The sequence below is a fragment of the Spirosoma litoris genome, from assembly GCF_054776755.1.
Genome location: NZ_BAAHBI010000014.1, coordinates 61,749 through 88,061 on the forward strand (window position 1 = coordinate 61,749; position 26,313 = coordinate 88,061).

The following is a 26,313-nucleotide window of genomic DNA, read 5'->3' on the forward strand; positions in this document are numbered from 1 at the left end:
GATTTACAGGCGTATATAGTTTTTTTTTACTGTAAGCGGTATTTATCTTGATATTAAAATGGATAGCTCAACAAAGAATAGCCCAGAAATGGCAGCTGGTGAACAGATAAAAGCATTAATTAAATCGCATTTTGATGATGATAAAGAAAGATTTGTTACTCTCTCACTTCAAATTGCGGCACATAGAGCACGGCAAGGGCATACATCATTAGCGGATGATATTAAAAAGCTAGTTGATAAGCATAAGCTTACGTTGCCAAGGCTAAAAGCTTTTTCTTCTGATTTACAAGGGTTAATAGCTGAACGAGAGCCAGACAGTAGATTAAACGACTTAATCCTTTCTACTGAATTAAAAGGAAGACTTGAACGAATATTGTTAGAATTTCGCCAAAAAGACAAGTTACAAAGGCATGGATTAACCAATCGTAGAAAGCTTTTGCTAGCGGGACCTCCAGGCACAGGTAAAACTATGACTGCTTCTGTGATTGCTCGGGAGACAGGATTACCATTTTATGTAATACTTATAGACAAGATGGTAACTAAGTTTATGGGAGAAACTAGTGCAAAACTTAGACAGGTTTTTGAGACTATCACAGAAAGACAAGGTGTTTACCTATTTGATGAATTCGACGCTATAGGTTCTGAGAGAGGAAAAGACAATGATGTAGGAGAGATGCGCCGAGTTTTAAGCTCTTTTCTACAATTTATTGAAATGGATGATTCTCAAAGTTTAATAATTGCCGCAACAAACAATTTAAATATTTTGGATCAAGCCTTGTTTAGAAGATTTGATGATGTACTTCATTATACATATCCTTCTAAAAAAGAAGTTATTGATTTGTTGAGTAATAGACTAGCGAGTTTTAAAGGAAATTATAAAGTAGATTCGTTAGTAAGCTATGTTTCTAACCTAAGTCATTCAGAAATTAGTCAAGCCTGTCTTGACGCAATCAAAGATGCAATCTTACATGACAAACAACAGGTAAGTAAAACAGACTTAATCAGAACAATAAATGAGCGCAACTCTGCCTATCCACTAAAAAAGTATAAACCAGATGAATGAAACTTATAGTCATATTTTTTTAAATGAACTACCAGTATCTATTAGCTACACAGCTAATAAACAAAAAGGAGCAGATTTATTGATCCCTAACAGAGATCGGAACTCACATAGCCAAAAGCTGAACAATCAATTAAAAGCTATTTGGAGTAAAATAAAAATAAAAGAACAAGCTCGTACAGCTATTTCATTGCCAACTAAAAATGGTGCTTATCTTGAATTTAGTAGCCAAGCAGGTAAAGAGCTTGTAACAAAGAGCTTAGAAGACATTAGAAGTGGGGTTAGATTGTTAAATGTAAAATATACTGATGATCAAGCGAAAACAGTTATTGCCACTGTTTTTATCCCTAAAGGAAAGGAATCAATTTTATTAAAAAAAATTGTTGATTATCAAGAGTCAGAAACAAAAAGTGGGAATCCTAAAAATCAAAATCTAGTAAATAGTATTGAGGATATTAAGATTGCTTTAGTAGAATCTCTTTGGACTGATTCATTAAAATACCTCCCTAAAAACAATAAATCTTGGTGCGAAATTTGGCTTAGAACAGAAGTAAATTCAGAAGAACAGAGTGAAGAAAATGTTGTAAATAATTTCCGTTCCATATTAGAGCAAAACCAAATACAATATAAGCAAAATATTATTTCTTTTCCAGAAAGGGTTATCCTTTTAGCCTTTGTAAATAGAAAAGATCTAGAGGAATTAATCGAGCTAAGTAATAATATTGCTGAGTTTAGAGCTGGACAAGAAACGGCTGCTTTTTGGGTTGAAGAGAAAAACGTTGATCAAGCAGAATGGGTTTCTGAATTATTATCAAGAATGCACTTAATTGATTCTAATGTCAAAGTATGTATTCTTGATACTGGAATAGCTAATGGGCATCCGCTACTATCACCTATTTTAGGCAATGATGATTGTCTCACTGTCAATCCTTTATGGGGAACAAGTGATCATGCTAAAGGAAGCGGACATGGCACCCCAATGGGTGGAGTAGTAGCCTATGGTAGCCTTGAGAGTGTACTTCAACAAACAGATCCTGTCGAAATCACTCACACATTATGCTCTGTCAAAATTTTACCTCCTTCAAATCTACCTCAAACTAAAACGGAATTATGGGGAAATATTACTGAACAAGCCATAAGTCGAGCGGAGATTCAATCTCCAACCCACAATATGGTCTTCTGCATGGCAGTAACAGCTTTTGATGATGTAGACCAAGGCAGGCCTTCTTCTTGGTCAGGAGCGGTTGACAAAATTTCATTTGGAACTGAAGATCTAAAACGGCTGATTATCATAAGTGCTGGAAATGTTGCTGAACAGATTTATTGGGAAAGTTATCCAGACAGCAACTTAACCTATTCTATTCTTAATCCTGCACAATCTTGGAATGCATTAACAGTAGGCGCTTATACTGAAAAAGTAGTTATAAATGATTCAACCTATTTAGGACATAACCCCTTAGCTCCTCCCGGATGTTTATCTCCCTTCAGTTCTACATCAATTGTTTGGGAAAAGGCTTGGCCAAATAAACCTGATGTTGTTTTTGAAGGAGGAAACATTTTGCTTTCACCTTCAGGAGAGTATTATTATAACTATGCTGAGTATGGTCTATTAACAGTGTCAAAACTCTTTGTAGTAAAAAGTCATTTTGATACTATAAATGCCACAAGTGCAGCAACTGCCCAAGCGTCATGGATGGCAGCCAAATTAATGTATCAATACCCAAATGCTTGGCCTGAAACAATAAGAGGTTTAATTGTTCATTCCGCTAGTTGGAGTGATCAGATGCTAAATCAGTTTAATATTGATATTTCAAAAAAGGCACAGGTTAAAGACTTACTTAGAATATTTGGGTATGGGATGCCTAGCTTAGATAAATCTTTATTTACAACTAAAAGTAGTCTCACGTTTATTAGCCAACAGCATATTCAGCCATTTATTAAAGAAGGAAGCTCTTATAAGTCAAATGAAATGCACTTCTATGAAATACCTTGGCCTAAAGATGAGCTTTTGGCAATGGAAAATACATCCGTTGAGTTACAAATAACACTTTCATATTTTATTGAACCTGGACCTGGTCAAGTTGGGTGGAAAGATAAATATCGTTACCAATCTTTTGGCTTAAGGTTTGATCTAAATGCACCATTAGAGCCTGAAGATGAGTTTAAAAAAAGGATAAATGCTGAAGCCCGAGATGAAGATGAAGTTATAACTTCTGATAGTGGAAGTAACAGATGGCAAATAGGTAAAAAAGCTCGAAATTTGGGATCTATTAGTTCAGATCGTTGGTATGGTACAGCATCTGAAATCGCATCTTGTAACTTATTAGCTATTTTCCCTGTGATTGGATGGTGGAGAGAGAGACATAATTTGAAAAAATATGACTCTTCGGCTCGTTATTCAGTATTAATATCGTTAAGAACTCCAGCAAGTAATATTGACCTTTACACACCAGTTATAAATAAAATAAATAATGCAATCCCAATTTCAATACCAACGCTTTAGTATTCACCAAAACTTTAAGGGTAATAAAAAGAAGAGCATTCTAGAGTTAGAATGCTCTTCTTTTTCATTTACTCATTCTCCTCGATAAGCCCTATCCATTTCCTCATTCATCTCCTTCAACATTGCTTCATTTGAAGGGGCTGAAGACAGTGTTTCGATGTATGGTTGGCCGTTCTTACCACGTTGTACAGTGACGGTAAACTTATGAGCTAATTTACCATGAATATTTAAGGAACCGTTAAATAGGTCTGGAGTAAAATTGTCACGGTGTTGTTCGTTCTAGAAAATGTGTCGAAAAGTCAAAAAGCCGCTTAAACAGATCGTTTAAGCGGCTTTTTGACTTTTCAAAGTGCTCTCGAAGGGATTCGAACCCCTATCGATGGTACCGGAAACCATAATTCTATCCATTGAACTACGAGAGCATTTCCGTTTGGGACTGCAAATATAGTGAATTTGCCGCCTAAAACGCAAGAGGGCTCTCCAACAACCTTCTACTTTTTAACGCCGACCACGACCACCACGCCTGTTCTCACCTTTAGGCGCTGTCCCCTGTTTTTTGCCAGGATTGCTGGATCGGCGGGCAGAGGCTTGTCCTCCTTTGGAACTACCCGAACGGGAACCTCGACTATCTTTGCCTCTTTCAGAACTCAACCGTTTCGAGTCCGCATCCGTGGCACGACCTGCTTTGTCGCTCACCAGGGTGAAATCCATACTTCGGCGTGCCAGATTGGTTTCTTTTACTTTAACCACAACCGGATCGCCGAAAGTGTACATTTTCTTATGGCGTTGACCAATAATTCGGTAATTATCCTTGTCGAACTCGTAATAGTCGTCGCTAAGATCCTGCATTCTGACGAGCCCTTCGCAACTATTTTCGGTGATCTCAACAAAAATACCGAACTCCGTAACGCCCGAAATCACGCCTTCAAATACCTGGTTGGGTGCCATTCGGCTCATAAACTCAACCTGTTTGTATTTGATGCTAGCCCGTTCGGCCTCTGAAGCCAAACGTTCACGCTCAGACGAGTGTCGACACTTTTCTTCGTATTCTTCCCGATCAGCAGGTTTTCCTTTGTCAAGGTAATGCTGAAGCAATCGGTGGGCCATCATATCAGGGTAACGGCGAATAGGCGACGTGAAATGCGAGTAACGCTTAAACGCCAGCCCGAAGTGCCCTAAGTCTTCTGTACTATAGCGCGCTTTCGACATAGTTCGCACAGCCAATTGCTGGAGCATGCCGGCTTCGGGCTTGCCTTCAATACTCGCCATAAAGCGGTTCATTGAACTGGATAAATGCTCGTCATCTACATTGAGCTTGTAACCCAGCTTACGAGCAAACTCGGAGAAACTACGCAGCTTATCTTCAGCAGGGCCTTCGTGAACACGGTATACCATCGTATTCTCTTCGCCATTTTTATTGCGTTTCGACAGCGAATGCACAAATTCCGCCACCCGCTTATTGGCCAGCAGCATAAACTCTTCGATGAGTTTGTTGGTATCCTGCCGAATTTTCGGATAAACAGCTAAGGGCACGCCATTCTCATCTAATCGGAACCGTACTTCAACCGTTTCGAAGTTGATAGCCCCGTTTTTAAAACGCTCGTCGCGGAGCTTGTAGGCCAGCTCATTGAGCAGCCGAAGCTCTTCCAGATAATCGCCACTGTTGGCATTTAAGATATCCTGCGCTTCTTCGTAGGCAAACCGGCGGTCCGAATGGATGATAGTCCGGCCAAACCATTCCTTTACAATGTGTGCATTAGGTGTTAACTCAAAAACCGCCGAGAACGTGAGTTTATCCTCGTTCGGACGCAATGAACAAAGACCATTCGACAGCTTTTCGGGGAGCATTGGAACAACCCGATCAACCAGATAAACCGATGTAGCCCGTTTATAGGCTTCGGCTTCCAGTTTAGAACCCGGCAACACATAGTGCGTTACATCGGCAATGTGAACCCCAATTTCGAAGTTACCATTGTCCAACACCTGCACCGACAGCGCATCGTCGAAATCTTTGGCATCAACCGGGTCAATCGTGAACGTAGTTATCTCACGCATGTCCCGCCGATTGGCGATATCCTTTTCTTCGATTTTGGTCGGGATAGCTTCTGCTTCCTGTTCAACGTCTTCGGGGAAAACGATTGGCAAGCCGAACTCCGCCAGAATAGCGTGCATTTCGGTATTGTTCTGACCTGCTTTCCCGAGTACGGTAATTACTTCACCCTCGAAACGTTGCTTGCGACTATCTGGATCAGGGTATTTCGTGAGTCGAACAATTACCTTTTCGCCATCAGTAGCGCCACCCAGTTTTTCTTCCGGGATAAAAATGTCGTCGTAAATCTTTTTACTGTCAGGAACAACAAACCCATAAGTTGGCCATACTTCAATACGCCCCACTAACTCCGTGCGTCCCCGTTCGATCACGCGGGCAACTTTGCCCTCGATCCGGCGTCCTTTGCTGCGTGAATCAGTAAAACGAATTACCTGTACGCGATCGCCATCAACGGCCCCGGCCAGGTCATCCGTCGAAACCCAGATATCCTCATCTCGATCTCCCCGAACACCGCTGGCGGTCGTGGGCACCACAAAGGCAAAGCGCGAATTTACATGTTCAACAACACCTTCAATCAGGTTAGCATCAGCATCAGCCCGATAACTACCATCTGCCTGACGAACTAGTGTTCCTTCATCGGTAAGTTCGCCAATGAGGCCGTGCATGATGAGTTTCATTCGCCGATCGCCAGTGCCGAAATGGTCTAATACCTGTTCCTGGGTAAAGGAGTGATCGTCATTAATCTGGAAAAACGCCATGATGTCGTTTTTCATTTCATCCAGAAAAGAGTCGGCCTGTTGAATAGGCTTGGCTTTTGCTGATTTCTCGAAACCCTTTTCGCGCGGGCGAGTCGTTGGCGACTGCCCCGAAGTAGGTCGGCCAGATGCGGCCTTCGAGTATTTATCTTGTTTTGGTTTTCCTCTCATGTTACTTGCCTAACTAATGAGTTAGGCTAAAATGTTTAACTACAGTGTGGAAGAAGTAATGAATAATGAAACTTCCTCAATCACTTAATACAATATGCTCGTCGGCCACGAGCGGGGCACCCACCATTTTTAGATAAACCTGTACCAGCATCACCATCGAATCGCGGGCGTATTGCTCAATACGAGGCCAGTCATGTTCCCGATAATACACCTCGCTGGTACGGTCGCCCGTCCATTCGAGTGGTCGGGTTGGGATATTCAACACAGCAGCCAAAAGATCAAGCGGAACGAAATGACGTTTGTCGCCAAACTGCCAATGCTCCATCGTATCCCGATGCGGAATTTCCCAGGGTTTCTTACCGGAAATCTGGAGGGCTGGCGGAAGCGGCAAGCCATTTACCATCAACCGTCGACAGAGATATGGGAAATCAAATTCCTTTCCGTTATGGGCGCATAACGTCAGTTCACCGGGTGGGTATCGGTTCACGATCGTCAGGAATTCTCCCAGCAACGCCAGTTCGTCATCGTTGCTGATCAATTTCACCTTTAGATGCGGTTGGTCGTCGTCGTCAAAAAACAATCCACCTACACTAATGCAGATAATTTTACCAAACTCCGCAAAAAAGGAAGCCCGGCGGTCGTACCATCCAGCCGCAGAGAGCTCATCATCGTTTTTGAAATACCGGCTCTTTTCTTCCCACTGACGTTGCAAACGTGGGTCGACAGACAGGAGAGATGGCTCACCCGCCACCGTTTTAAGATCAATGAATAGAAGGTTTTTGAGCCGACGTTTCCAGGAGACGGGTTGAGGCATACGATTTAGGGTAGCGCGGACATCCTGTCCGCATTTGGAAACATACAGCGGACAGGATGTCCGCGTTACTTACGCATGCAAAATTCCTTCCAGGCCCAGGGCGGGTATGAGCACCAGATTTTCTTCTACAATGCTGTCTGGCACGAAGATAAACTTCTTATCGAAAATCTGATTGCCAATAAAATAACTTACCCAATACTCGTTATTCAGATGAAAGACATCGGGCATAATCGTTTCGACAACTTCATGCGCTCCCGGCTGAACTTCCACAAAAAAGTGGCGTAGCGTCGATGTTTTCTGTTCCTCCTTGTCTTTCTGTCCGTAGCCTTTCGACGTGACAAATACTGTTGTGATCGGCACATCTTTCTGGTTAATCAGGAAAACCTGCCAATCATAACCACCAATCAGATTATCTTTCCGGGCAATCGCTATATGTACGCCTTCAACAGGCAAAAAATTAATGTCTTTTTTCATTCAATCTAACATAGGTTTTAATTGCGGCTTTCCACTGGCAACTCAGTTGTCAAGCTAGCCTCGACTAATTCCATCTCAAATAAAGTAGCCATATGACGCTGAACATGATTCGCCACTTCATTTAATGGCACTTCATGACCTAACTCGGTTGCCAGCGACGTAACCGCTTTGTCGGTAATCCCGCAAGGGACAATATGGTCAAAATAACGCAAATCCGTATTCACGTTCAGTGCAAATCCGTGCATCGTTACCCAACGGCTGGCTTTTACACCCATGGCACAGATTTTACGAGGCCTTTCGGCATCGGTGCCATAATCAAGCCAAACACCCGTTAAGCCCTCAATCCGTCCGGCATCCAGACCATAATCGGCTAAGGTCAAAATGATACTTTCCTCAAGCAGACGCATGTAGCGATGGATGTCGGTGAAAAAGTTATCCAGATCCAGAATCGGATAACCCACTAGCTGACCAGGTCCATGAAACGTAATATCTCCTCCACGCCGAATCTTAAAGAAAGTTGCGCCAAACTCAGTTGACAACCGTTCTTCGTCGATCAATAAATTCTCGGCATGGCCGCTCGTTCCGAGTGTATACACGGGCGGGTGCTCACAAAACAGCAAATAATTGGGAGTTGGTTGCTGCTCCGCACTGGAGACTGTTCGGTTCTGAAGTTTTTGATCGACAATGGTTGAAAACAGGCGCTCCTGCTCATCCCAGGCAGCCTGGTACTCCATCAATCCTAACGCCCGAACTTCAACTTGTTTGTTAATACGACTATTCATTGTTTCCGGGAAGAAGAGGTCTTCTGCTAGTTCACTAACAACGAGCTTGCTAAGTTTCGTTCGGTTTATCGTTATTTGTAACCTTATCCTACTATAATGGCTCAACATAACGAAACCGGCAAACAGGGTGAAGCGGAAGCTGCTCGCTATCTACGCGAACAAGGTTACGAGATCATGTTCCGAAACTACCGTTACCAACATGCAGAGATTGATCTGATCGCCAAAAAAGGGAAGCTTCTGGTATTTGTTGAGGTAAAAACCCGCACGAACCTCAGTTATGGCAATCCCGAAGAGTTTGTTTCCTACACCAAAGCCAAACTGGTCATGAAAGCCGCAGAACAGTATATTTTCGCTAACGACTGGCTATATGACATCCGATTTGATATTATCGCCGTAACTATAGCAGGTAGCGAACTACGAATAAAGCACATCGAAGATGCCTTTTGCTAATCCTCCTTGTTGCATTCTCCGAAAATTATTTAGGTGATTATTACGTTCTTATAGCGATAAAGCTTTTCACATCAACAAGTACACATGAGACTATTTTTTGCCAGTAGATTGGCCCTGCTTTTGGCGATTGGTGGCCCATTGCTGATGACATCCTGCAAAAAGGAGACCGATGTTAGTCCTATAACATCAAATGGTGAGGTGAACAATTGGGTTCTGGAGAATATGAAAAACTATTATTTCTGGAACGATAAATTACCCGCCAACCCGGATACTTCGCTGGCCCCCAAAAGTTTTTTCCCGACCTTACTTTACGATTACAACAACACGACGAACCCCGATCGGGATCGTTTTTCCTGGCTTCAGGAAAGTGCCGACGACCTGAAAGCATCGCTAAGTGGGCAGTCGAAGACAACGGGTATCGAATATAATCTGTATTACCGAGATCAGACCAGGGCCAATATCGTTGCGTCGATCATCTATGTACTGCCTGGGTCTCCGGCCGCCAAAGCAGGCATTAAACGCGGAGATATTATTACGAAAGTAAATGGCGAGTTGTTGACCCTCGCTAATTATCAGGCTTTACTGGCTGGCACTGGTAGCACGACCGATACCTATACGTACGGATTTGCAACCATTAGCAATAATGTTCTGACGGATGTTTCCCAAACCAAGCAGGCTACCGCTGTTGTCTTTCAGGAAGATCCTATTCTGTTGGATACAACCTATACTATTGGCGGTAAAACGATAGGCTACCTTATCTACAATCAGTTTATTCCAGGTTTGTATAAAGCAGGTAGCTCCAAGTTAGATGACACCTATGATTTGAAGCTGGACAATATTTTTGGCAAGTTCAAGCAACAGGGCGTCAATGAGTTGATTCTTGACTTACGCTACAATCGGGGTGGTTATGTAAGTTCCTCGACCAATCTGGCTAGCCTGATCGGTAAAAATATTGATGCCTCTAAGATTTATTACACACAGAAATGGAATAGCATTGTAACTGCCGCCAATGACAAGGAATATGGTGCGGGCTGGAACACACAGAATTTCCTGACGAAATCGACGAACATTGGCGCTAACCTGAGTCGCGTAGTTGTGCTAACGACAGGCAGCACAGCATCGGCCAGTGAATTGGTTATTAATGGCTTACGTCCTTTCATGACGGTAACTACTATTGGGACAACTACCGTTGGAAAAAATGTGGGTTCGCTTACAATTTACGATAAGAGTGGCCGCATAAAATGGGGCATACAGCCTATTACGTTCAAATCGGCCAATGCAGTGGGATTTACGGATTATGCGGCTGGATTTACACCGTCTGTTGAGGTGCACGAGCCATCTTACGGCATGAAACCATTTGGCGATGTGACAGAGCCAATGCTGAGTGAAGCCATTTTCCAGATTTCAGGTACCCGAATGGCACGCCGGGCTGCTTCTACAGAAGTTACCCAACCCATCCTTGGATCATCGCTCGACCAGAAGGCTGGTGGGGGAAATATGTTTATTACCAATAATTTCTTGGATAATCAACATTAATATTGTATTATTTTAACACAAAAGCAGCTCTAAAGGCTGCTTTTGGTGTTTTATATTGTAACTTAGCCTTAAAAGTTCCCATCACTATGTACGAAAAGAATATAGGTACGAAGCAGAAAGCTTTACGTATTAATCTGGACCGACGTATTTATGGCTCCTTTGCGGAGATTGGTGCTGGTCAGGAAACAGCTGCCATGTTTTTCAAAGCAGGTGGCTCATCGGGGACTATCGCCAAAACTATGTCAGCTTACGACATGACCTTCAGCGATTCTATTTACGGCGTTGAAGAAAGTGGCCGCTACGTAGTTGAGTCCCGGTTGGTGAAAATGCTGAATAAGGAATATAGCCTTCTCGAGAAACGATTAGCCGAAAAACGTGGTCCCGACACCACGTTTTTTGCGTTTGCCAATACTGTTGTTGCCCTTAATTACCAGAAAACCAACGAAGCGCATGGCTGGCTGGGCTGCCGCTTTCAGTTAAACCCGCAGTCTGGCTACAACGACGTGATTATCCACGTCCGAATGGCTGATAATGAGAACATTCTTCAGCAACAGGCGCTCGGTATTATTGGCGTTAACCTGATTTATGGTTGTTATTACTACGCAAAATCGCCTGAAACACTCGTATTGTCGCTTATGGACGATCTGACGCCAGAACGGATTCAGATTGATATGATTCGCTTTAATGGGCCTGATTTTGCAGATGTCGATAACCGACTGATGAGTCTGCATCTGGTTAAAAACGGATTCACAGATGCTGCTCTATTCGGCCCTGATGGTCAGGTACTGCAACCATCCGAAGCCCTTTATAAAAAACATATCCTGGTCATGCGCGGTCGGTTACGACCCGTTACGAATGTCCAGATGGATATGATTGAAAACGGCCTAAAGCAGTTTAAAGACGAAGCAGATGTAGATGCTAATCGGGTAATTTCGATGGCTGAGCTGACATTGCACAATTTGAAAGCCAACGAGCAAGGTATCGACGAGAAAGACTTTCTGGATCGGGTAGATATTCTGTGCTCTATGGGTCAGACGGTAATGATTTCCAACTATCTGGAATACTATAAGCTGGTGGCCTACCTAGCTCGTCTGACGCGACTCAAAATCGGCCTGATTGTGGGTATTCCGAACCTGGAATACATCTTCGAAGAAGGTCACTATGAATTTTTACCGGGTGGTATTCTGGAATCATTTGCCACCTTATTCAGCAGAAAGGTAAAACTATTCGTGTACCCAACGCTTCGCGAAGGAGCCATCTATACCTGTAATGAATTCAAATTACCGGCTACGCTGGAACCCCTCTTTCAGTACCTCGTTCGGAACGATAAAATCGAAGATATAACCGATTATAACGAACAGAATCTGCACATATCCACTGATCATGTGCTGGAAATGATTCAACAAGGTGAAGATGGTTGGGAAAACATGGTGCCTGATCGTGTAGCTGAGCAGATAAAGGCAAACTGCCTGTTTGGGTATCCGTGCGAAATAGAATATGTTCCCATTGGTCAGCAGGTGCGTCAACAACAGGTAGAAGAGCAGAGCGCTCCCCATTAAGCTAGTTGCATAGCTAGCCAGGGGAGTGCTCGCTAAACTGTGTCACAGGTGAATAAAGGGATAAAAACTCTTATTTTCACCACTATGACCAACGACTTCGATTTTGAGGCCTTTAAACAGGCCGCTATCAAAGGCCTTTACGAAGGTAAGCCCCTAACAGGCGAAAACGGCCTGTTCGCTCCCTTGCTCAAACACTTTCTGGAGTCAGCTTTAGAAGGGGAAATGGATGGGCATTTAGACCAAACCCGACTCTCCGAACAGAACCGACGGAATGGTAAAACCACCAAGCGGGTCAAGAGCAGTGCTGGCCCCTTAGAGCTACAAACACCGCGTGATCGTACGGGCAGCTACCAGCCTCAGATCGTACCCAAGCGACAGGTGGTACTAACTCCTCAGCTCGAACAAAAAGTACTATCACTCTATAGTGTAGGCAATAGTTACTCGGATATTAGTCATCACCTGTTAGAGATGTACGGCTATTCGCTGTCTGACAGCGAGTTAACCGCGATTACCGACAAGGTCATTCCGGCTATGCGAGAATGGCAGAATCGGCCTTTGGAAAGTCTGTACACACTGGTTTGGCTCGACGGCATCTATTACAAAGTACGTCAGGATGGGAAAGTGGTCACGCGTGTACTCTACAGCGTGATCGGATTAAGTTTATCGGGCAAAAAACAGGTGCTGGGCATCTATACAGCGGAAAGTGAGTCGGCCAAGTTCTGGCTATCGGTGCTAACTGATTTAAAACAACGGGGTGTAGAAGATCTGCTGATTACTTGCGTGGACGGTTTGAAAGGTTTCGATACCGCCATTGCCAGCGTTTTCCCGGCCGCTACCGTGCAGCTCTGCATTGTTCATCAACTCCGCAATAGTTTTCGGTTTGTGCCCGATAAGTTATTGAAAGAGCTGGCTAATGACCTGAAAACCGTTTATCAGGCACCAAACCGAGAACAAGGTCTGGAAAACCTGTTGCTGGTACAGGCGAAATGGGGCTCGACTTATCCTAAAGCAGTCCAATCGTGGCTGGAGAAATGGGAATTGCTATCGCCGTTTTTCGACTATCCAACCCCAATTCGTAAAGTGATGTACACGACTAATACGGTGGAAGGCTATCACCGCCAGCTGCGCAAAGTGACCAAGACGAAGGGGGCCTTTTCCTCGGATGTGGCTTTACAAAAGCTGGTCTATCTGACGATTCAGAATTTGCAGATCAAATGGGAGACGACGACCTACAATTGGAAAGAGATCATTAATCAATTCAGTATTATCTTTGAAGAACGAATTAAATCCCATCGCTTCGAATAAATCCTGCTGACACAGTTCAGCGAGCACTCTCAGCCAGCTATTCTCTCCCGAATTCATTGAGAATAGCTGGCTAATCTTATTTCTCAACTATTATACTGCTGCTGATAGAGCCGGTTAATCTTATCACGACTTCGTTTCAACCGCATTTTTACCGCACTAGGATTGATTTGATAGATCTGCGCGATCTCTTCAATACTTAGCTCATCTTCGTATTTCAACTGCAGTAACGCCTGCTCGCTCTCTGTAAGCGACGCCATAATCTGTTTGACCAATTGCAGCGTTTCTTCATGAAGTTGGCCATCTTCCATATCGGGTATATCATATTGTACCCCTTCCTCAATAGAGAAAAAACTAAATCGCTTCGCTTTCCGGAGTTGATCCGAGCAATAGTTGAAGGCAATCGAATAAAGCCAGGTCGAGAAAGTAGACCTCTCCTGAAAGGCGTCTAACTTAGAGAATACCTTCAGAAATATGTCCTGCGTAAAGTCTTCCGCTTTATCAGAGTCTTTGGTCATCGACAGGCAGCGTCGATAAACCTTATTCACATAGCGATTATAAAGCGTTTCGAAGCACTGGTTCGGCCGGCTGGTTAAGTATTGCCGAATCATTTCTTCGTCTGTTAATGAAGTGTCCATTGATAAACTACCAGCTCGCATATAGTGTAGGTGTAAGGCTGAACTTGGTCCAGGTTTGGTTAGTAATGAGCCTAAGACGGACACCTCTTCAATAAGATACTAAAAATATATTAAATGGTCTTTCTGCTTACTAATTAGACTTCCTTTGTAAACAGGTTTACCCAGCTAATTTTGTTGGTATGTACTCAATTCGTTCCTTTAGCGAGTATTATGCCTAATAGTAGCACAATTGGTATCTCTTTTGTGTATGCAAATCCCAGATTGTTACCAATAGAGGATCATCCACAAAAAATAGAAGCCATTTTTAGATTCCACTATGTTGCCAGTGAATGTTGAATTGCTGACCCAAATTGCTAGCCAAACAGGGCGCCATTATGCAGATGCTTATACCGTCTGGCTGGAATATCGTCAGGACCCAGATGTTTATACTATTGTTGATACGGTCCTGTGGGTCGCACAGAATCAGAAACTTCATGTCGTCGATGCCATTCAGGCAGTTCGGGATATTGAAGATCAATTCGGTGGAGCCTTTTAGTCGACTTTTTACTCTTACCAAGTAGACTATCGAGCCTAAAGGAAATTAATTTTTTTACGGCAGAAACGAACACCTAAAAATGTATAAATCAACAAGAAAGCTGTTTCCCCAATAATCTGGATGGGATAATCAGCGAAGCTCCAATTCGAAATCGTTTTTACCCAATGAATTAGAACTGCGCAGTACATTGTAAAGCCTACTAAAAAACTGGCAATAACCAGTAGAGAAAGGCAAACCCTGTTTATTCTTCCCGATACCATTGCTCAAGGGTTTTATATAGTTCGTTCATACTGCTATTTATTCTATCAGCATTCCGCTCAACACCGGTATGGCAAGAGTCATACCAGCTATACATCATTTTATTTTCGTTCTGTCCTTTGCACCTAATCAATTAACTCAATCATATTATCGAAAACAATAATGTATGATTATGGAAATAATTTATAGAATTTTTCGATTAATAGAAGAACTTCTTAAGGCTAAATTACAGACAGATAAGTAACTAATCGGCATACGTAGCAAGTGCTGTGCTGAATAGCATTCAGTCTTTTATCAAATCTATAGCAACCATAAAGTCTTAAATGTGAGACTATATCATCAGAGGGTTTAACTTTAAAAACGGAGTGAATTAGTCTATAATCGGCCTAAGCGAACTGTTTACGGATATAACTTACTTGCCTTGTTCTTCTTCTAGTTGCCTGTTACTTTTTCTTTTCCCTTAGTCTAACGGAGTTATTATGGTTCGTGAGGTAACCTGTTCCAAACTAGTCTATACTCCAGGACGAACAAATAAATACTTGATAATTAAGCAGATCAATCAGTAGCAGTTTGGCTCTGGTTTTGCTAGCGTTTGCCAGAAAAAGGCCAGAGGCAAGCTTTTATGAAAACGAAACAGGCAATACCTAAAGAAGTCGCCTTAATTCTACTCCGACAAAAAAAGCGACTACGTGAATTAGACTCGCTTGACAAGTGGACTGAAGCAGAATTTGAGGAAGTTGTCCGTTGCTCCAACGAATGGGACACGAAAAAGCAGGGGTGGATATTTCCACTTACTGCAATTGAAAGACTCGCTTTTGATGCCCGAACACCCGACAAACAAGCCCGGTCATTACAAATTATTGCTAAACATATGAGTCAGGATTTAGCTAAATAAGTATACCATCATATAATCTATCTTTAAAATATACGCTATTCAACTACTTAAATCGCTTATTCATCTATATAAACGCCTATTTCCTAATAGAAAGCACCACCGAGTATATTTTCAATAATTTTTATTAACTATTTTAGGGGTTACGAAAACAATTTAAAATCAATAAATCGTTTTCGTAGACAACACTACATCTTAACTTGTCGAATCCACCATGAATACTGTCTTAACCGATGAAGAAACAATTCGTCAATATCTTTCCAGTAAACCAAATCAATGTTTCGAGACACTTTACACGCGTTATGTTAATAAAGTCTATCAGCGTTGTTTGTCAATGACAAAAGATTCCGACAAGGCAGAAGACTTTACCCACGATATATTTCTCAAAGCTTTCGATAAGTTGGATGGATTTCAGGAAAAGTCTAGCTTTTCAACCTGGCTATACGCTATCGCCTACAACTACTGCCTGGATCAACTTCGATTGTCGAAACGGTTAAATACAGTTGCCATTAATGCCAATCTGGAGCAGTCGATTACCGAATCGCAGGAAGCCCGCTTACATGAGGAAACGCTCCAATTGCTCAAGCAGTCACTTAATGCACTTTCTACGAACGAGCGGGTGGTACTTCAACTCAAATACGAAGATGAAATGAGTATTGAGGAAATTGCTAAACTACACAACCTTACAATCAGCGCCGTAAAAATGCGATTGAAGCGTGGTCGTGAGCGAATGCATCAATTTTGCTTACAACAGTATTCAATTCAACATGCCTGACCCAGCTTGCATTAATACGTACGATATATACAAAAACGATGCTCCCCCGCCATGTCTGATTTCTCAGTATGACGGGGGAGCATCGTTTTTACGCATCTAGATGTTCTGCCGCTTCATTTCCTTGACGGCAAAGTCTGCCGCACGAGCCGTCAGAGCCATGTAGGTTAGCGAAGGGTTTACGCAGGAAGCCGAAACCATACAGGCTCCATCAGTTACGAAGACGTTCTTAACGCCATGAACCTGATTATTGGCATTGAGGACCGACGTTTTTGGATCGCGTCCCATACGAGCTGTTCCCATTTCGTGAATCGCCATACCTAGATAAGAGCCATTATCGTACGACTTGACGTTTTTCAGGCCCGACGCTTCCAGCATTTCTTTGGCATCGTTCATCATATCTACACGCATCTTTTTCTCGTTCTCCTTCAACTCGGCGTCGAATACAACAAGCGGCATGCCCCACTTGTCTTTTTCGTTTTTGTCGAGATACATGCGGTTTTCGTGATAAGGCAATGTTTCACCAAATCCACCCAATCCCATTGTCCAGGGGCCAGGTTTGGTCAGTTCATCTTTATAGTCAGCACCAAAACTCATTTCGGCAATGTTACGCTGCCAACCTGTACGGCTGCCGCCACCCTGATAACCGAAGCCGCGCAGATAGTCGCGTTTATCGGTACCGATATTCCGGTAACGTGGCACGTAAATGCCGTTTGCCCGCCGACCAATGTAGTATTTGTCCAGATCGCCTTCCCAAACACCCGACGCACCGGTACGAAAGTGGTGATCCATCAAGTTGTGGCCTAATTCACCGGAGTCGTTTCCGAAGCCATTAGGGAAACGGTTCGATTTTGAATTCAGTAAAACCGCCGTTGACCCAAGCGCACTACCGCATACAAAAACAACCTTAGCAAAGTACTCTTTAGGCTGAAGCGTAACGGCATCGACAATGCGGACACCGGTTGCCCGTTTTTTGTTTTCGTCGTACATGATCTCCGTCACTACCGAATCAGGACGGAGTGTTAAACGACCCGTTTTGGCAGCGGGGGGCAACGTACAGGATTGTGTGCTGAAATAGGCACCATAAGGACAGCCAAGTGAGCATTTGTTCCGATACTGGCATGGAGCGCGGCCAATGCCTAGCTGAGCTTCACCAGCTTTCGAGAGGTTAGCTACACGACCAATCGTCATAACCCGACCGGGGAAGTTCTTTTCTATCCGCTTTCGAACTTCTTTCTCCACGCAATACATCTCCATGGGTGGCAGAAATTCGCTGTCGGGCAATTGGGGCAGATTCAGTTTTTCGCCGGAAATACCCACGAATTTTTCAACGTATGAATACCAGGGAGCTACGTCTTTGTAGCGGATCGGCCAGTCAATGGCGATACCTTCTTTTAAGTTGGCACCAAAGTCGATGTCACTCAACCGATACGATTGGCGTCCCCACATGATGGATTTACCCCCTACGATATTAGGCCGATACCAGTCGAATCGCTTGTCTTCTTTATAAAGCGAGTCGGTATCTTTCATCCAATACGTTTCGGTCATTTCATTGTACGGATAGTCGCGGGCCAGTTTCGGGTGTGATTCTTTCTGCGCCATCGTCAGCCGACCGTTATACTTAGTCTGCCAGGGGTCTTTCATGGCATATTCGTAATCCTTAACGTGTTCAAGTTGATGCCCTTTTTCAAGCATCAGCACACGCAACCCTTTCTCGGTTAGCTCTTTGGCAGCCCACCCACCTGTAACCCCGGAGCCAATAACGATGGCATCGTAGGTCTGTTCTTTTATGGAATCAATATTGAGGTTCATAATTTTTTAGGAGTGAGGAGACAGGAATGAGTAGTGAGGAGCTATTTGGCGGCCCAATCGATGCGCCAGCCATTCTCGCTCCTATCTCCTCACTCCTACTACTATAGTTATAATGCCCAGGTTTTCTGGCCGGGTTTGAGTGGCATACATCCGTTAAACTGACCGGGTACGGGCAGGTACTCCAGTGCTTTGGTTGCACCAATTTCAGACGTGAAATAGCCCGTTGTGGTTAGTTCTTTCATTCGTAGGAAGAAAGGCTTATCGTCGGTCATAGTTTGTTTGACCATTTCGTTTTTCTGAGCCGTATCCAGACTCACGAAGTCCTTACCGAATTTGGTTTTGCTACTGGCGTCCAGTTTGGCAAGTCCAGCATAAAACTGCTCCTGATCGGCTTTGGGGTAACAATCGCGCATGACCCGAACAATAAACTTCTCGGCCCCGGCCGCTTTAGCTCCGGGCGTACTGGTCGTTGGGATAATTACATCGGCGACCTCGGCTAATAACGCTTCCTGCTCAACAGTGACGTCTACACTCGGGCCCATGTTCGTAATACGACCCATAGCTCCCGCCAGCGTGGGAGCCGACAGGATTCCTCCCATCATCAGGGCCGCCTGTTGTAAGGCTTCTCTACGTTTCATAGGTTAAATAGGTATTTGTAATAAGTTTATTTTTCAACGAAGAAAGTTAAAACCAAATAAGCTAAGCCGGTTGACATTAAGGCAAAATCATGTGTTTTTAATCCTAAGAAGACCAAAGGGTCTTAAATATCCTCTTCTTGAGACAAAAACGATTCTTACACGAAAGCACAACGGTCATCAATCTTCTTCAGACTGTTCTATAACGAATGCCATTACAAATGAATTGGCATAAAAAAGAGTCAGCCCTACCAATTCATTAATTAGCAGGGCTGACTCTTTTTATGTATTCATTATTCATTCACTTACCTTATTCATCCAGAAGCAAATCCTGATACCAGAAGCCTGTATCCCAACTCCGATCAGTGTCGTCGGTATGGCAATCTGTGCTCCCTGATGGACTGTACGTACGCCGGACGACTTCTCCTTTACGAAACCCAATAGGATGAGAGAAAATGGGGCCATCGTACACAAACGAATGGTATTCGCCATTTTCGCCACAGGGGTCAACTGTTGGGGGTAAGTCTCTCAATAAATCCAGATCTAACTCCCGACCGACGAACTCGGCTCCCAGTTGCTTTTCATTGACGCAAACCAGCACGGCTCGAAAACCCAGATCAACAAATTCATGAACTAACTCGGTCGTGTTACGCTGCCAGAGGGGAAATCCCCCTTTCAGATTTACGCGTTGTAATTGGCTTTCCCGATACTGTCGTAAGTCTTCCAGAAAAATATCGCCAAACAAAGAATGGGTAATGCCTTGTTGTTGAAATCCTTGCAGTACCTGTTGCAATTGAGCATCGTAGGTCTCTATCGATACGTCGCCCGGCAATCGCAGCAGTTGTAGAGGTAATCCCAGCCGATTTGCCTGCGCATACAGCAATTCCATCCGAACGCCGTGCATACTTACCCGACCATGCAGGTCATTTACCGATGTGAGCAAACTCTGTATATCCCAGCGTTCTGACCGCAGACTATGGTATAAAGCAAGAGCAGAGTCTTTACCTCCGCTCCAGTTCATAATGGCCCCTTGCCGACTCATCGGAAATAAAGACCAGAAGGAGCAATTTCAGCTTTAACCGAATCAACCAACGTTCCGGTCGATTCGTAGCGAATTACGTAACCAGCCTGGGCATACGAAGGAATAACAGTACCGTAAATTCGATTCGTTTGTGGATCAATACCCAAGGCACTAAATGAGCGATTCACCACTACACTTCCCGAAGCCGTGTTTGCATCAATCGAAATAGTGTATGTTTTACCACCCAGGGTATAATAAAAATTACGTTTATCGCCACTGATGGTTACCGATCCGGGAGCAGCAGAAAAAGTAAGGCGTTTAGCAATAGCCCGACTCGTTGGATCTAGCTGAACCAGATCTTTACCGGCCTGAATCCACAATTTGCCGTTCGCATCGAGCGCAAGTGGCTCGGGTGTTGAGCCGAAAGCAATCCGTTGTTTTTCGGTATCGGTGTTCAAGTCGATGATCAAGAGTGTTTGATCGCCACTATAGGTGTTGCTACCTACAAACGCTTCGGTACCCGAAATAACCATTTTTTCGACGCCTTTCACCGCCGGAATTTTTTTCGTCACGGTGCTGGTATTCAAATCAACAACCGCGATATAACCGGGGTCTTTATAAAACGTACCCGCACTATAATCGCCGGAAACATCCCAGCAACTGATGTAGGCCTTGTTAGGACCTGCCGAAATCACCTGACGGGGATTCTCAATATCGGGTGTTTTTAGGGTAGCGCGAGAAACGAACGTACCAGCCTCCACAATCTCAACTTTATCCTGGCCAGCCGTACTGTTATCGACTAGAATCAACCCTTTACCATTTACTTCAGTATACCCCTGTACCCCACCCGTCAAGGCTAACGACGGGTTTGCCGTCTGAAAAATATTGGTCGCAACAACATTGCTATTGCGTGACAAAAACGAGACCGTTCCATTGTTGCTGGAGAAGTTACCTGCGTTCAGGATAAACACCCCCGATTCGTAAGGTGTTGGCGTTGGGTCAGACGTTTTACAGTTCCAGACACTCAAGGCTACCAGCCCAACGGCAATTGATTTGGTCAATTGATTTTTCATGAATTATAAAGAAGGAAAATTGATAATTAAATTGATTGCCCAGTTTCGGCCCGGAAGTGCGTTTCGCTTCACGCCAATCAGCAGCGCGTCGAACACATTATTGACTTGTCCCTGAATTCGAACAGGAATCGAATGCCAGCGGGCGGTGTGCTCCAATAACACATTAGTCAGCATAGTTCCTTTAAAAAACTGAGTATTGTCGAAGGTGATATATCGACGAGAATTGGCCTGCATTTGTACACTAAGGCGCGTTTGGCCATGTTGCACGTAGGTATTGAACGTACCGGTATGAATCGGCACATACACCAATTGCTTCCCGATCACATCCTGCGAATAGGCATCATAGGCCCGCTCCTGCGATGAACGGGTCAGCGCATACCCAAGGCGCAAGCCTGCGCGCCAGTTATTCTGGACATAGGTTAGATTAGTCGTAAACTCAAGGCCACGAGCAATTACCAGTTGCAGATTTTCGACGTGGTAATTATTGGTCGGATTCCAATAAGTCCAGTTGTCAACGCGGTTGTGATAGCCCGTCAGCTCAGTCGTCAGGTTAATTCGATCAGATAAGGGCGTATTAGCCGCTAAACCGCCCTCGAAATTCAACCCACTTTCAGGCAAGAGATTTGGGTTACCTAAATCAATCCAGTAGCGTTCGTTTAAGGTTGGAACGCGGTAATTTCGGCTTAGTGACCCTTTTGCCGTCAACTTAAATCGGTCACGCTGCACAAGCTGATATTCGGCACCCAGCGATGGCGTAATGGGCGGATTAAACCGCGTTACAAAAGCCTGTCGAATATTGGCCGATACCAGCCAGCGCGTCGTTTGGAAGCGTAGGAGTGCATATAAATCTCCTCGATCTTCCTGAATCAACTGCCCGCCGTAACCATCTGTTCGGGTCCGGTAATGCGACCATTCACCGCCCAAGCGCAGGTTCAATTGCCAATTTGTACCAGACAAAAGCTGGAACTCGCGCTCTGCCCGACTAATTAGCCGCTCAGTTTCGGTATGACTGGGCGCATTAAAATTTCCTTTTGCATAATCCAGCACATCGCGAATCCAACCCACTCGAAACGTCATGCGATTGGCCTCGTAAGTAGCCAGCAACCGTGCCGACTGGGTTCGGGTACGTTCGCGTGCTATGGTATCCTGGGGCGTAATAATTAAATCATTGTCGGTTAGCCAGGCATTGACGGAAAACTGTCGGCCGCTTTTATGCAGAAAATAGAGATCCTGGATAAATCCACGTTGAGCTGTTGTTGATGGCTCCAGAAAATAATGCTGGCGTTCGGTGTATGGATAAGCGTTGTTGAACTGGTTCCGATAGGCAAACGTCTTACCCGATAGTTTCCAGCTTGTTCCTAAAGTCGCACCATAACGCACTCCCACCTGCGTCTGGTTATTCTGAAAGCTGGCTAGCTGTTGCCCAAGCATTACACGAATCCCAGACTGCCAGCCGGGTGTACTACCCAGGAGAATACTCCCCCCTACGGCGTCGGACCCTACTGCACTGGCTGAAGAACCGTATTGCACAGCTAGTCTGTCGAAACCAGCAACAGGCAGTGTAGAGAAATCTGTCTGACCGAGATTCGGTTGATTGATGTTGATACCATTCCAGAGAACGGCGGTATGGTTGGCCGATGTACCCCGAAACGAAACTGTTGCCAACTGACCAGGCCCGTAGTTTTTGAAAGCCAGGGGCGTATTGAGCGCCAATAGATCGGTTAACGATCCAAATCGAAATTGAAGCAATGTAGTCGAATCGATCCGTTGGAGTTTCTGCCCGGCCAGGAATCGCTCAGGCGCAATAGCGCGCACCGTTACGGCCGATAAAGATACGATCGTTCCTAAACGGCTCGACGGAATCACCAGCGAATCAGTTTGTGCGAAACTGCTACGACCTACAAACAGGGCAATAGCCAGCATCAATACCCAACCATGAAGGGCTTGCTTTACCACTATAACTTCTGAACAATGTGTACATCTCGATGCATCGGGCCAAAGTCTGACCGTTAGCACGCGGTTGGGGTGTTTCCTCCGAACACCAGAACAACGGATGGTTTTAGGCAGGTCTCCTGGCTCGTCTTGTCGGTTCTGACCTTCCCACGCTCATCAGTTGCGTAGTGGTTATGTAGATTGAACCGATCTTGTAAAAGACTTACAGTTGCGGGGACAGCGCTGGTCTTGCACCAACTTCCCTTTTAAGCCTTGAAAGTCATCACGAAATGACGTTAGGCACCAAAAACTCAGGACAAAGGTAGGGGAAATTTATGGAATAGATGTAAAGTGGACCTCCTGTCCGCATAGCCATAGCCTAAATTAAAGCTTCTGACTATGCGGACAGGAGGTCGGAATGCCGCACCACCACGTTACTTTTTAAAATCCGTCGGCTTTGATTTCTTTCTCGGTGACGGTGCCGTATTTTTTCACTTTATCGCGAATGGCTTCGGCTTTACCAATCAGGACGAACTGGAGGTTATTCTTTGGAAAATACTGGTCAATAATCTGACGAGTTTTAGCCACTGTCAGCCCATCGACGTTCTTCTGAAAATTGTTGATGAACGATTCATCAAAACCCATGCTGAACATATCCGTCAATAAGTTCGCTAATTCACTGGCCGATTCGTATTTCGGAGGGAAATCAGCTTTCACGTAGTTTTTAGCCGATGTTAAGGTTTTCTCATCAATACCCGTCCGATGCAAACTATCGAGTACCTGCAACGCCATGTCGATGGCCTGCGTGGTCGTGCTAACCTTGGTGAAGGTCGAAATGGCGAATGTGCCACTTTTACGATAGGTCCCGAAACGACTGCCAGCTCCATAGGTCAGGCCTGAATTTACCCGTAACGCATCATTTAGCCAGGATGTGAATCGGCCGCCCAGAATCGTATTAACAACCGTGACCGGAATAAAATCGGGGTTGTTTTGCGTAATCCCTTTTCCACCAATCAGGAACGTTGTTTCGCGGGCATCGTCCTTATTGACTAATAAAACCCGGTTTTTATCGAACGAGAACGTAGGTTCTGTTAGCGCGGGAGATGTGGACGGTGCCGTTTTCCAGCTTCCAAATAAGTCGGTTACCCTTTTTTTCATGTCTGCCGTATTGAAGTCGCCTACAATGGCAATGGCGGCCCGATCTGCCGTGTAGTATTTTTGGTAAAACTGCCGGGCATCACTTGCCGAAACGGCCGAAACAGAGCTGGGAGTACCGGTCAGTGGGTTCGCATAAGGATGGCCTTCGTACACAAACCGATTAAAATAGGAGTTGACCACTCCACGCGGACTTTCTTTCTGTTGGGTTAACTGAAGCAGTTGACGCTGTTTGTATTTGTCGAATTCTGTTTGATCGAAGGTTGGTTTTGTAATGACATCCTGAATAATATCGAACAACAGATCCTGATCCTTTACGGCAAATGACGAGGTCAGCTTAGCCACTTCTTTACCCGCATAGGTATCGACACTAGCGCCAACGTATTCGATTTTTTCTTCGAGCTGCGACTTCGTGTACTTCGAGCTTCCGAACAGAATAGCTTCTGCTGTCATATTCGACAACCCATAGCGGCTTCCATCCTGCACGGCACCGGCATCAAACACCGCCGAGATATTGATAAGTGGCACTTCATGCTGCTCCATCAAATAAATCGTCAGGCCATTCTTGAGCTTAAATTTCTGATAAGGCGGCACTTTAAACGTCTGCGCCAACGACGCGCTCGTTAGTAATACCGCGGAAAATAGAGTGAGTATCGATTTCATATAGCGAAACCTATATAGTTTTAAAACCGCTCCGCTTCGGCAGTCCGGTTTATAGGTTTGAGTTAAATTTGGGGAATCAATTGTTTTTAACTGGATTCGCTTTAGGCTCTGGCAAGAGATAACCCACCGTGCGATTTCGGCTAGTCAAATAGGTTCTGGCCACGCGTTGCACATCTTCTTTAGTTACTTTCTCGTAGAGGGCTGGCGCTTCGTATAACTTTTTGTAATCGCCGAAAAACAATTCGTAAGTCCCCAATGAGTTCGCCTTTCCATTGATCGATTCCATGGTGTGATAGAATTCCATTAATTTCTGATTCTTCAGCTTTTGCAATTCTACATCTGTAATCCCTTCGTTGATCACCTTATCAATCTGATACAATACCGATCGTTCCAGTTGCTCAGCCGAGATGTTACTAGCCGCAATGGCATAAATCGAAAACAAGCTCGGATCGAACGACTGATCCATATTGGTAAATACCCGCGATGCGATGGTAGAATCGAGCACCAGCGACTTCACCAGACGCGATGAATTTCCGGAACTAAGTACACCACTCAGCAAGTCGAGGGCATAATAATCAGGGTGCCGAGTGGCGGGCGTGTGGTAAGCCAGCAAAATATTAGGCGTGGCTATGTCTTTATAAGTCGTTGCCCGACGTTCGCCATTTTGGGGAGGCTCTACAGTCCGCAAGCTATCAGGCAGTTTCTGAGCTGGAATGGGTTCAATATACTGCTCAGCCAATTTCTTAACCTGCGCAGCAGTCACATCGCCCACCACAACAACAACCGCATTATTGGGCGAATAATAGGTCTTGAAGTATTTCTCCAGATCGGCCTGCGTCCATTTCTTAATATCAGACTCAAAGCCAATCACCGGGAACATGTATGGGTGCTCCACAAAAGCCACCGACTGGACCAATTCATTAATAACCCGATAGTTACTATTCTCCAGGCCCGTGCTACGCTCCGATAAAACGACCCCCCGCTCACTCTCCACCATTTTAGGATCAATGGCTAAATCCCGGATGCGATCCGCTTCCAGATCAAAGATTGTTTCAAGCGCACCACTCTGAAACCAGTCGGTATAAACCGTATTATTTTCAGTCGTGTAAGCGTTATTAGAACCCCCATTGGCTTCCATAACACGGTCGAACTGTTTAGGGCCGTATTTCTTGGCCCCGTTGAACATCATATGCTCAAAAAAATGCGATAGCCCCGTTATGCCATGTACTTCGTTACGAGAGCCAACTTTCCAGAATGAATAGAAATTTGCGTTCGGAATCGAATGGTCTTCGAGAACCATAAATTTCATCCCGTTTTTGAGCGTAAAGGTTTGTACGTCCTCCGGCTTAGGCTTATTCTGTGCCAGGAGACTGCCCGCCACGAGCGTCAACCCGACCAGCAGCCCGGTTCGTTTGTTCATAAGTGTAGTTATAATTGGGAAATCTAAAAATACTTGTCAAACAGGGGATTG

Annotated in this window: 21 protein-coding genes, 1 tRNA gene and 1 riboswitch; of the genes, 9 read left to right on the forward strand and 13 right to left on the reverse strand. The window is 44.5% G+C overall.

The genetic code is table 11. The features are described from left to right. Positions 1-58 precede the first annotated feature (58 nt). On the forward strand, positions 59-1,063 hold the full coding sequence (locus tag ACYVGR_RS11080) for an AAA family ATPase (protein ID WP_460956502.1): 1,005 nt from the start codon (positions 59-61) through the stop codon (positions 1,061-1,063). Next, entirely contained in the window at positions 1,056-3,563 is a 2,508-nt protein-coding gene (locus tag ACYVGR_RS11085) for a S8 family peptidase (protein WP_460956504.1), read from the forward strand. The genes ACYVGR_RS11080 and ACYVGR_RS11085 overlap by 8 nt, the downstream gene beginning before the upstream one ends. Before the next feature lie 350 nt (positions 3,564-3,913). Here ACYVGR_RS11085 and ACYVGR_RS11090 read toward each other — a convergent pair. The 5 genes from ACYVGR_RS11090 to lipB form a co-directional block, all read right to left on the reverse strand. Continuing rightward, positions 3,914-3,985, reverse strand: a tRNA-Arg gene (locus ACYVGR_RS11090). A 76-nt stretch (positions 3,986-4,061) separates the two neighbouring features. After that, complete coding sequence (gene rnr / locus ACYVGR_RS11095) at positions 4,062-6,539, reverse strand: ribonuclease R (protein ID WP_460956506.1); 2,478 nt, start codon at positions 6,537-6,539, stop codon at positions 4,062-4,064. 76 nt (positions 6,540-6,615) lie between these two features. Next, entirely contained in the window at positions 6,616-7,353 is a 738-nt protein-coding gene (locus tag ACYVGR_RS11100) for a 3'-5' exonuclease (protein ID WP_460956508.1), read from the reverse strand. A 69-nt stretch (positions 7,354-7,422) separates the two neighbouring features. Next, the gene (locus tag ACYVGR_RS11105; RefSeq protein ID WP_460956510.1) at positions 7,423-7,827 is read right to left on the reverse strand and encodes a hypothetical protein; all 405 of its coding nucleotides are present in this window, start codon (positions 7,825-7,827) and stop codon (positions 7,423-7,425) included. Positions 7,828-7,844: 17 nt separating this feature from the next. Continuing rightward, positions 7,845-8,609 (reverse strand): lipoyl(octanoyl) transferase LipB, encoded by a 765-nt coding sequence (gene lipB, locus ACYVGR_RS11110; RefSeq protein WP_460956512.1) that lies wholly within the window; start codon positions 8,607-8,609, stop codon positions 7,845-7,847. A gap of 96 nt (positions 8,610-8,705) precedes the next feature. Here lipB and ACYVGR_RS11115 point away from each other — a divergent pair, with 96 nt between their 5' ends. The 4 genes from ACYVGR_RS11115 (at position 8,706) to ACYVGR_RS11130 (ending at position 13,459) form a co-directional block, all read left to right on the forward strand. Next, a complete protein-coding gene (locus tag ACYVGR_RS11115) occupies positions 8,706-9,059 on the forward strand; it encodes a YraN family protein (protein WP_182459917.1) in 354 nt (117 codons plus the stop codon). Positions 9,060-9,143: 84 nt separating this feature from the next. Beyond that, positions 9,144-10,595, forward strand: a complete 1,452-nt coding sequence (locus tag ACYVGR_RS11120) for a S41 family peptidase (RefSeq protein WP_460956515.1) — start codon at positions 9,144-9,146, stop codon at positions 10,593-10,595. 86 nt (positions 10,596-10,681) lie between these two features. After that, complete coding sequence (locus tag ACYVGR_RS11125; protein ID WP_460956517.1) at positions 10,682-12,154, forward strand: BCNT domain-containing protein; 1,473 nt, start codon at positions 10,682-10,684, stop codon at positions 12,152-12,154. 84 nt (positions 12,155-12,238) lie between these two features. Then, positions 12,239-13,459: an IS256 family transposase gene (locus tag ACYVGR_RS11130; protein WP_460956519.1), complete on the forward strand. Its 1,221-nt coding sequence runs from the start codon at positions 12,239-12,241 to the stop codon at positions 13,457-13,459. A gap of 83 nt (positions 13,460-13,542) precedes the next feature. Here the strand turns inward: ACYVGR_RS11130 and ACYVGR_RS11135 are convergent, their stop codons facing one another. Next, positions 13,543-14,094 (reverse strand): RNA polymerase sigma factor, encoded by a 552-nt coding sequence (locus ACYVGR_RS11135; RefSeq protein ID WP_460956521.1) that lies wholly within the window; start codon positions 14,092-14,094, stop codon positions 13,543-13,545. A gap of 316 nt (positions 14,095-14,410) precedes the next feature. Between ACYVGR_RS11135 and ACYVGR_RS11140 the strand changes: the two genes are divergently transcribed. The 3 genes from ACYVGR_RS11140 (at position 14,411) to ACYVGR_RS11150 (ending at position 16,554) form a co-directional block, all read left to right on the forward strand. Further along, complete coding sequence (locus ACYVGR_RS11140) at positions 14,411-14,629, forward strand: hypothetical protein (protein ID WP_460956523.1); 219 nt, start codon at positions 14,411-14,413, stop codon at positions 14,627-14,629. Positions 14,630-15,509: 880 nt separating this feature from the next. Continuing rightward, complete coding sequence (locus ACYVGR_RS11145) at positions 15,510-15,782, forward strand: hypothetical protein (RefSeq protein ID WP_460956525.1); 273 nt, start codon at positions 15,510-15,512, stop codon at positions 15,780-15,782. A 211-nt stretch (positions 15,783-15,993) separates the two neighbouring features. Then, the gene (locus tag ACYVGR_RS11150; RefSeq protein WP_460956527.1) at positions 15,994-16,554 is read left to right on the forward strand and encodes an RNA polymerase sigma factor; all 561 of its coding nucleotides are present in this window, start codon (positions 15,994-15,996) and stop codon (positions 16,552-16,554) included. Positions 16,555-16,650: 96 nt separating this feature from the next. Here the strand turns inward: ACYVGR_RS11150 and ACYVGR_RS11155 are convergent, their stop codons facing one another. From ACYVGR_RS11155 to ACYVGR_RS11185, 7 genes are all read right to left on the reverse strand, one after another. After that, positions 16,651-18,363 carry a GMC oxidoreductase gene (locus ACYVGR_RS11155; protein ID WP_460956529.1) on the reverse strand — a complete coding sequence of 571 codons (1,713 nt, stop codon included), beginning with the start codon at positions 18,361-18,363 and terminating at the stop codon, positions 16,651-16,653. 107 nt (positions 18,364-18,470) lie between these two features. Beyond that, complete coding sequence (locus ACYVGR_RS11160) at positions 18,471-19,001, reverse strand: gluconate 2-dehydrogenase subunit 3 family protein (RefSeq protein ID WP_460956531.1); 531 nt, start codon at positions 18,999-19,001, stop codon at positions 18,471-18,473. Between the two features lie 307 nt (positions 19,002-19,308). Continuing rightward, positions 19,309-20,040 (reverse strand): Dph6-related ATP pyrophosphatase, encoded by a 732-nt coding sequence (locus ACYVGR_RS11165; RefSeq protein ID WP_460956533.1) that lies wholly within the window; start codon positions 20,038-20,040, stop codon positions 19,309-19,311. Next, positions 20,037-21,092, reverse strand: coding sequence for a YncE family protein (locus tag ACYVGR_RS11170; protein ID WP_460956535.1), 1,056 nt, complete (start codon positions 21,090-21,092; stop codon positions 20,037-20,039). Before ACYVGR_RS11170 ends, ACYVGR_RS11165 begins: the two co-directional genes overlap by 4 nt. 3 nt (positions 21,093-21,095) lie before the next feature. Beyond that, on the reverse strand, positions 21,096-23,048 hold the full coding sequence (locus tag ACYVGR_RS11175; RefSeq protein WP_460956537.1) for a TonB-dependent receptor plug domain-containing protein: 1,953 nt from the start codon (positions 23,046-23,048) through the stop codon (positions 21,096-21,098). Between the two features lie 89 nt (positions 23,049-23,137). After that, a riboswitch (cobalamin riboswitch) is annotated at positions 23,138-23,347 on the reverse strand. Between the two features lie 118 nt (positions 23,348-23,465). Further along, entirely contained in the window at positions 23,466-24,842 is a 1,377-nt protein-coding gene (locus ACYVGR_RS11180) for a M16 family metallopeptidase (protein ID WP_460956539.1), read from the reverse strand. A 76-nt stretch (positions 24,843-24,918) separates the two neighbouring features. Next, a complete protein-coding gene (locus ACYVGR_RS11185) occupies positions 24,919-26,262 on the reverse strand; it encodes a M16 family metallopeptidase (RefSeq protein ID WP_460956541.1) in 1,344 nt (447 codons plus the stop codon). Between the last annotated feature and the right edge of the window lie 51 nt (positions 26,263-26,313).

Excerpts from the sequence above, each read along its gene's own strand:
- ACYVGR_RS11170 (WP_460956535.1), bottom strand. The coding sequence starts at position 21,092 with ATGAAAAATCAATTGACCAAATCAATTGCCGTTGGGCTGGTAGCCTTG.
- ACYVGR_RS11165 (WP_460956533.1), bottom strand. The coding sequence starts at position 20,040 with ATGAGTCGGCAAGGGGCCATTATGAACTGGAGCGGAGGTAAAGACTCT.
- ACYVGR_RS11120 (WP_460956515.1), top strand. The coding sequence starts at position 9,144 with ATGAGACTATTTTTTGCCAGTAGATTGGCCCTGCTTTTGGCGATTGGT.
- ACYVGR_RS11100 (WP_460956508.1), bottom strand. The coding sequence starts at position 7,353 with ATGCCTCAACCCGTCTCCTGGAAACGTCGGCTCAAAAACCTTCTATTC.
- ACYVGR_RS11130 (WP_460956519.1), top strand. The coding sequence starts at position 12,239 with ATGACCAACGACTTCGATTTTGAGGCCTTTAAACAGGCCGCTATCAAA.
- ACYVGR_RS11180 (WP_460956539.1), bottom strand. The coding sequence starts at position 24,842 with ATGAAATCGATACTCACTCTATTTTCCGCGGTATTACTAACGAGCGCG.
- ACYVGR_RS11125 (WP_460956517.1), top strand. The coding sequence starts at position 10,682 with ATGTACGAAAAGAATATAGGTACGAAGCAGAAAGCTTTACGTATTAAT.
- ACYVGR_RS11115 (WP_182459917.1), top strand. The coding sequence starts at position 8,706 with ATGGCTCAACATAACGAAACCGGCAAACAGGGTGAAGCGGAAGCTGCT.
- ACYVGR_RS11085 (WP_460956504.1), top strand. The coding sequence starts at position 1,056 with ATGAATGAAACTTATAGTCATATTTTTTTAAATGAACTACCAGTATCT.
- ACYVGR_RS11145 (WP_460956525.1), top strand. The coding sequence starts at position 15,510 with ATGAAAACGAAACAGGCAATACCTAAAGAAGTCGCCTTAATTCTACTC.
- rnr (WP_460956506.1), bottom strand. The coding sequence starts at position 6,539 with ATGAGAGGAAAACCAAAACAAGATAAATACTCGAAGGCCGCATCTGGC.
- ACYVGR_RS11135 (WP_460956521.1), bottom strand. The coding sequence starts at position 14,094 with ATGGACACTTCATTAACAGACGAAGAAATGATTCGGCAATACTTAACC.
- ACYVGR_RS11140 (WP_460956523.1), top strand. The coding sequence starts at position 14,411 with ATGTTGCCAGTGAATGTTGAATTGCTGACCCAAATTGCTAGCCAAACA.
- ACYVGR_RS11160 (WP_460956531.1), bottom strand. The coding sequence starts at position 19,001 with ATGAAACGTAGAGAAGCCTTACAACAGGCGGCCCTGATGATGGGAGGA.
- lipB (WP_460956512.1), bottom strand. The coding sequence starts at position 8,609 with ATGAATAGTCGTATTAACAAACAAGTTGAAGTTCGGGCGTTAGGATTG.
- ACYVGR_RS11150 (WP_460956527.1), top strand. The coding sequence starts at position 15,994 with ATGAATACTGTCTTAACCGATGAAGAAACAATTCGTCAATATCTTTCC.
- ACYVGR_RS11185 (WP_460956541.1), bottom strand. The coding sequence starts at position 26,262 with ATGAACAAACGAACCGGGCTGCTGGTCGGGTTGACGCTCGTGGCGGGC.
- ACYVGR_RS11080 (WP_460956502.1), top strand. The coding sequence starts at position 59 with ATGGATAGCTCAACAAAGAATAGCCCAGAAATGGCAGCTGGTGAACAG.
- ACYVGR_RS11105 (WP_460956510.1), bottom strand. The coding sequence starts at position 7,827 with ATGAAAAAAGACATTAATTTTTTGCCTGTTGAAGGCGTACATATAGCG.
- ACYVGR_RS11155 (WP_460956529.1), bottom strand. The coding sequence starts at position 18,363 with ATGAACCTCAATATTGATTCCATAAAAGAACAGACCTACGATGCCATC.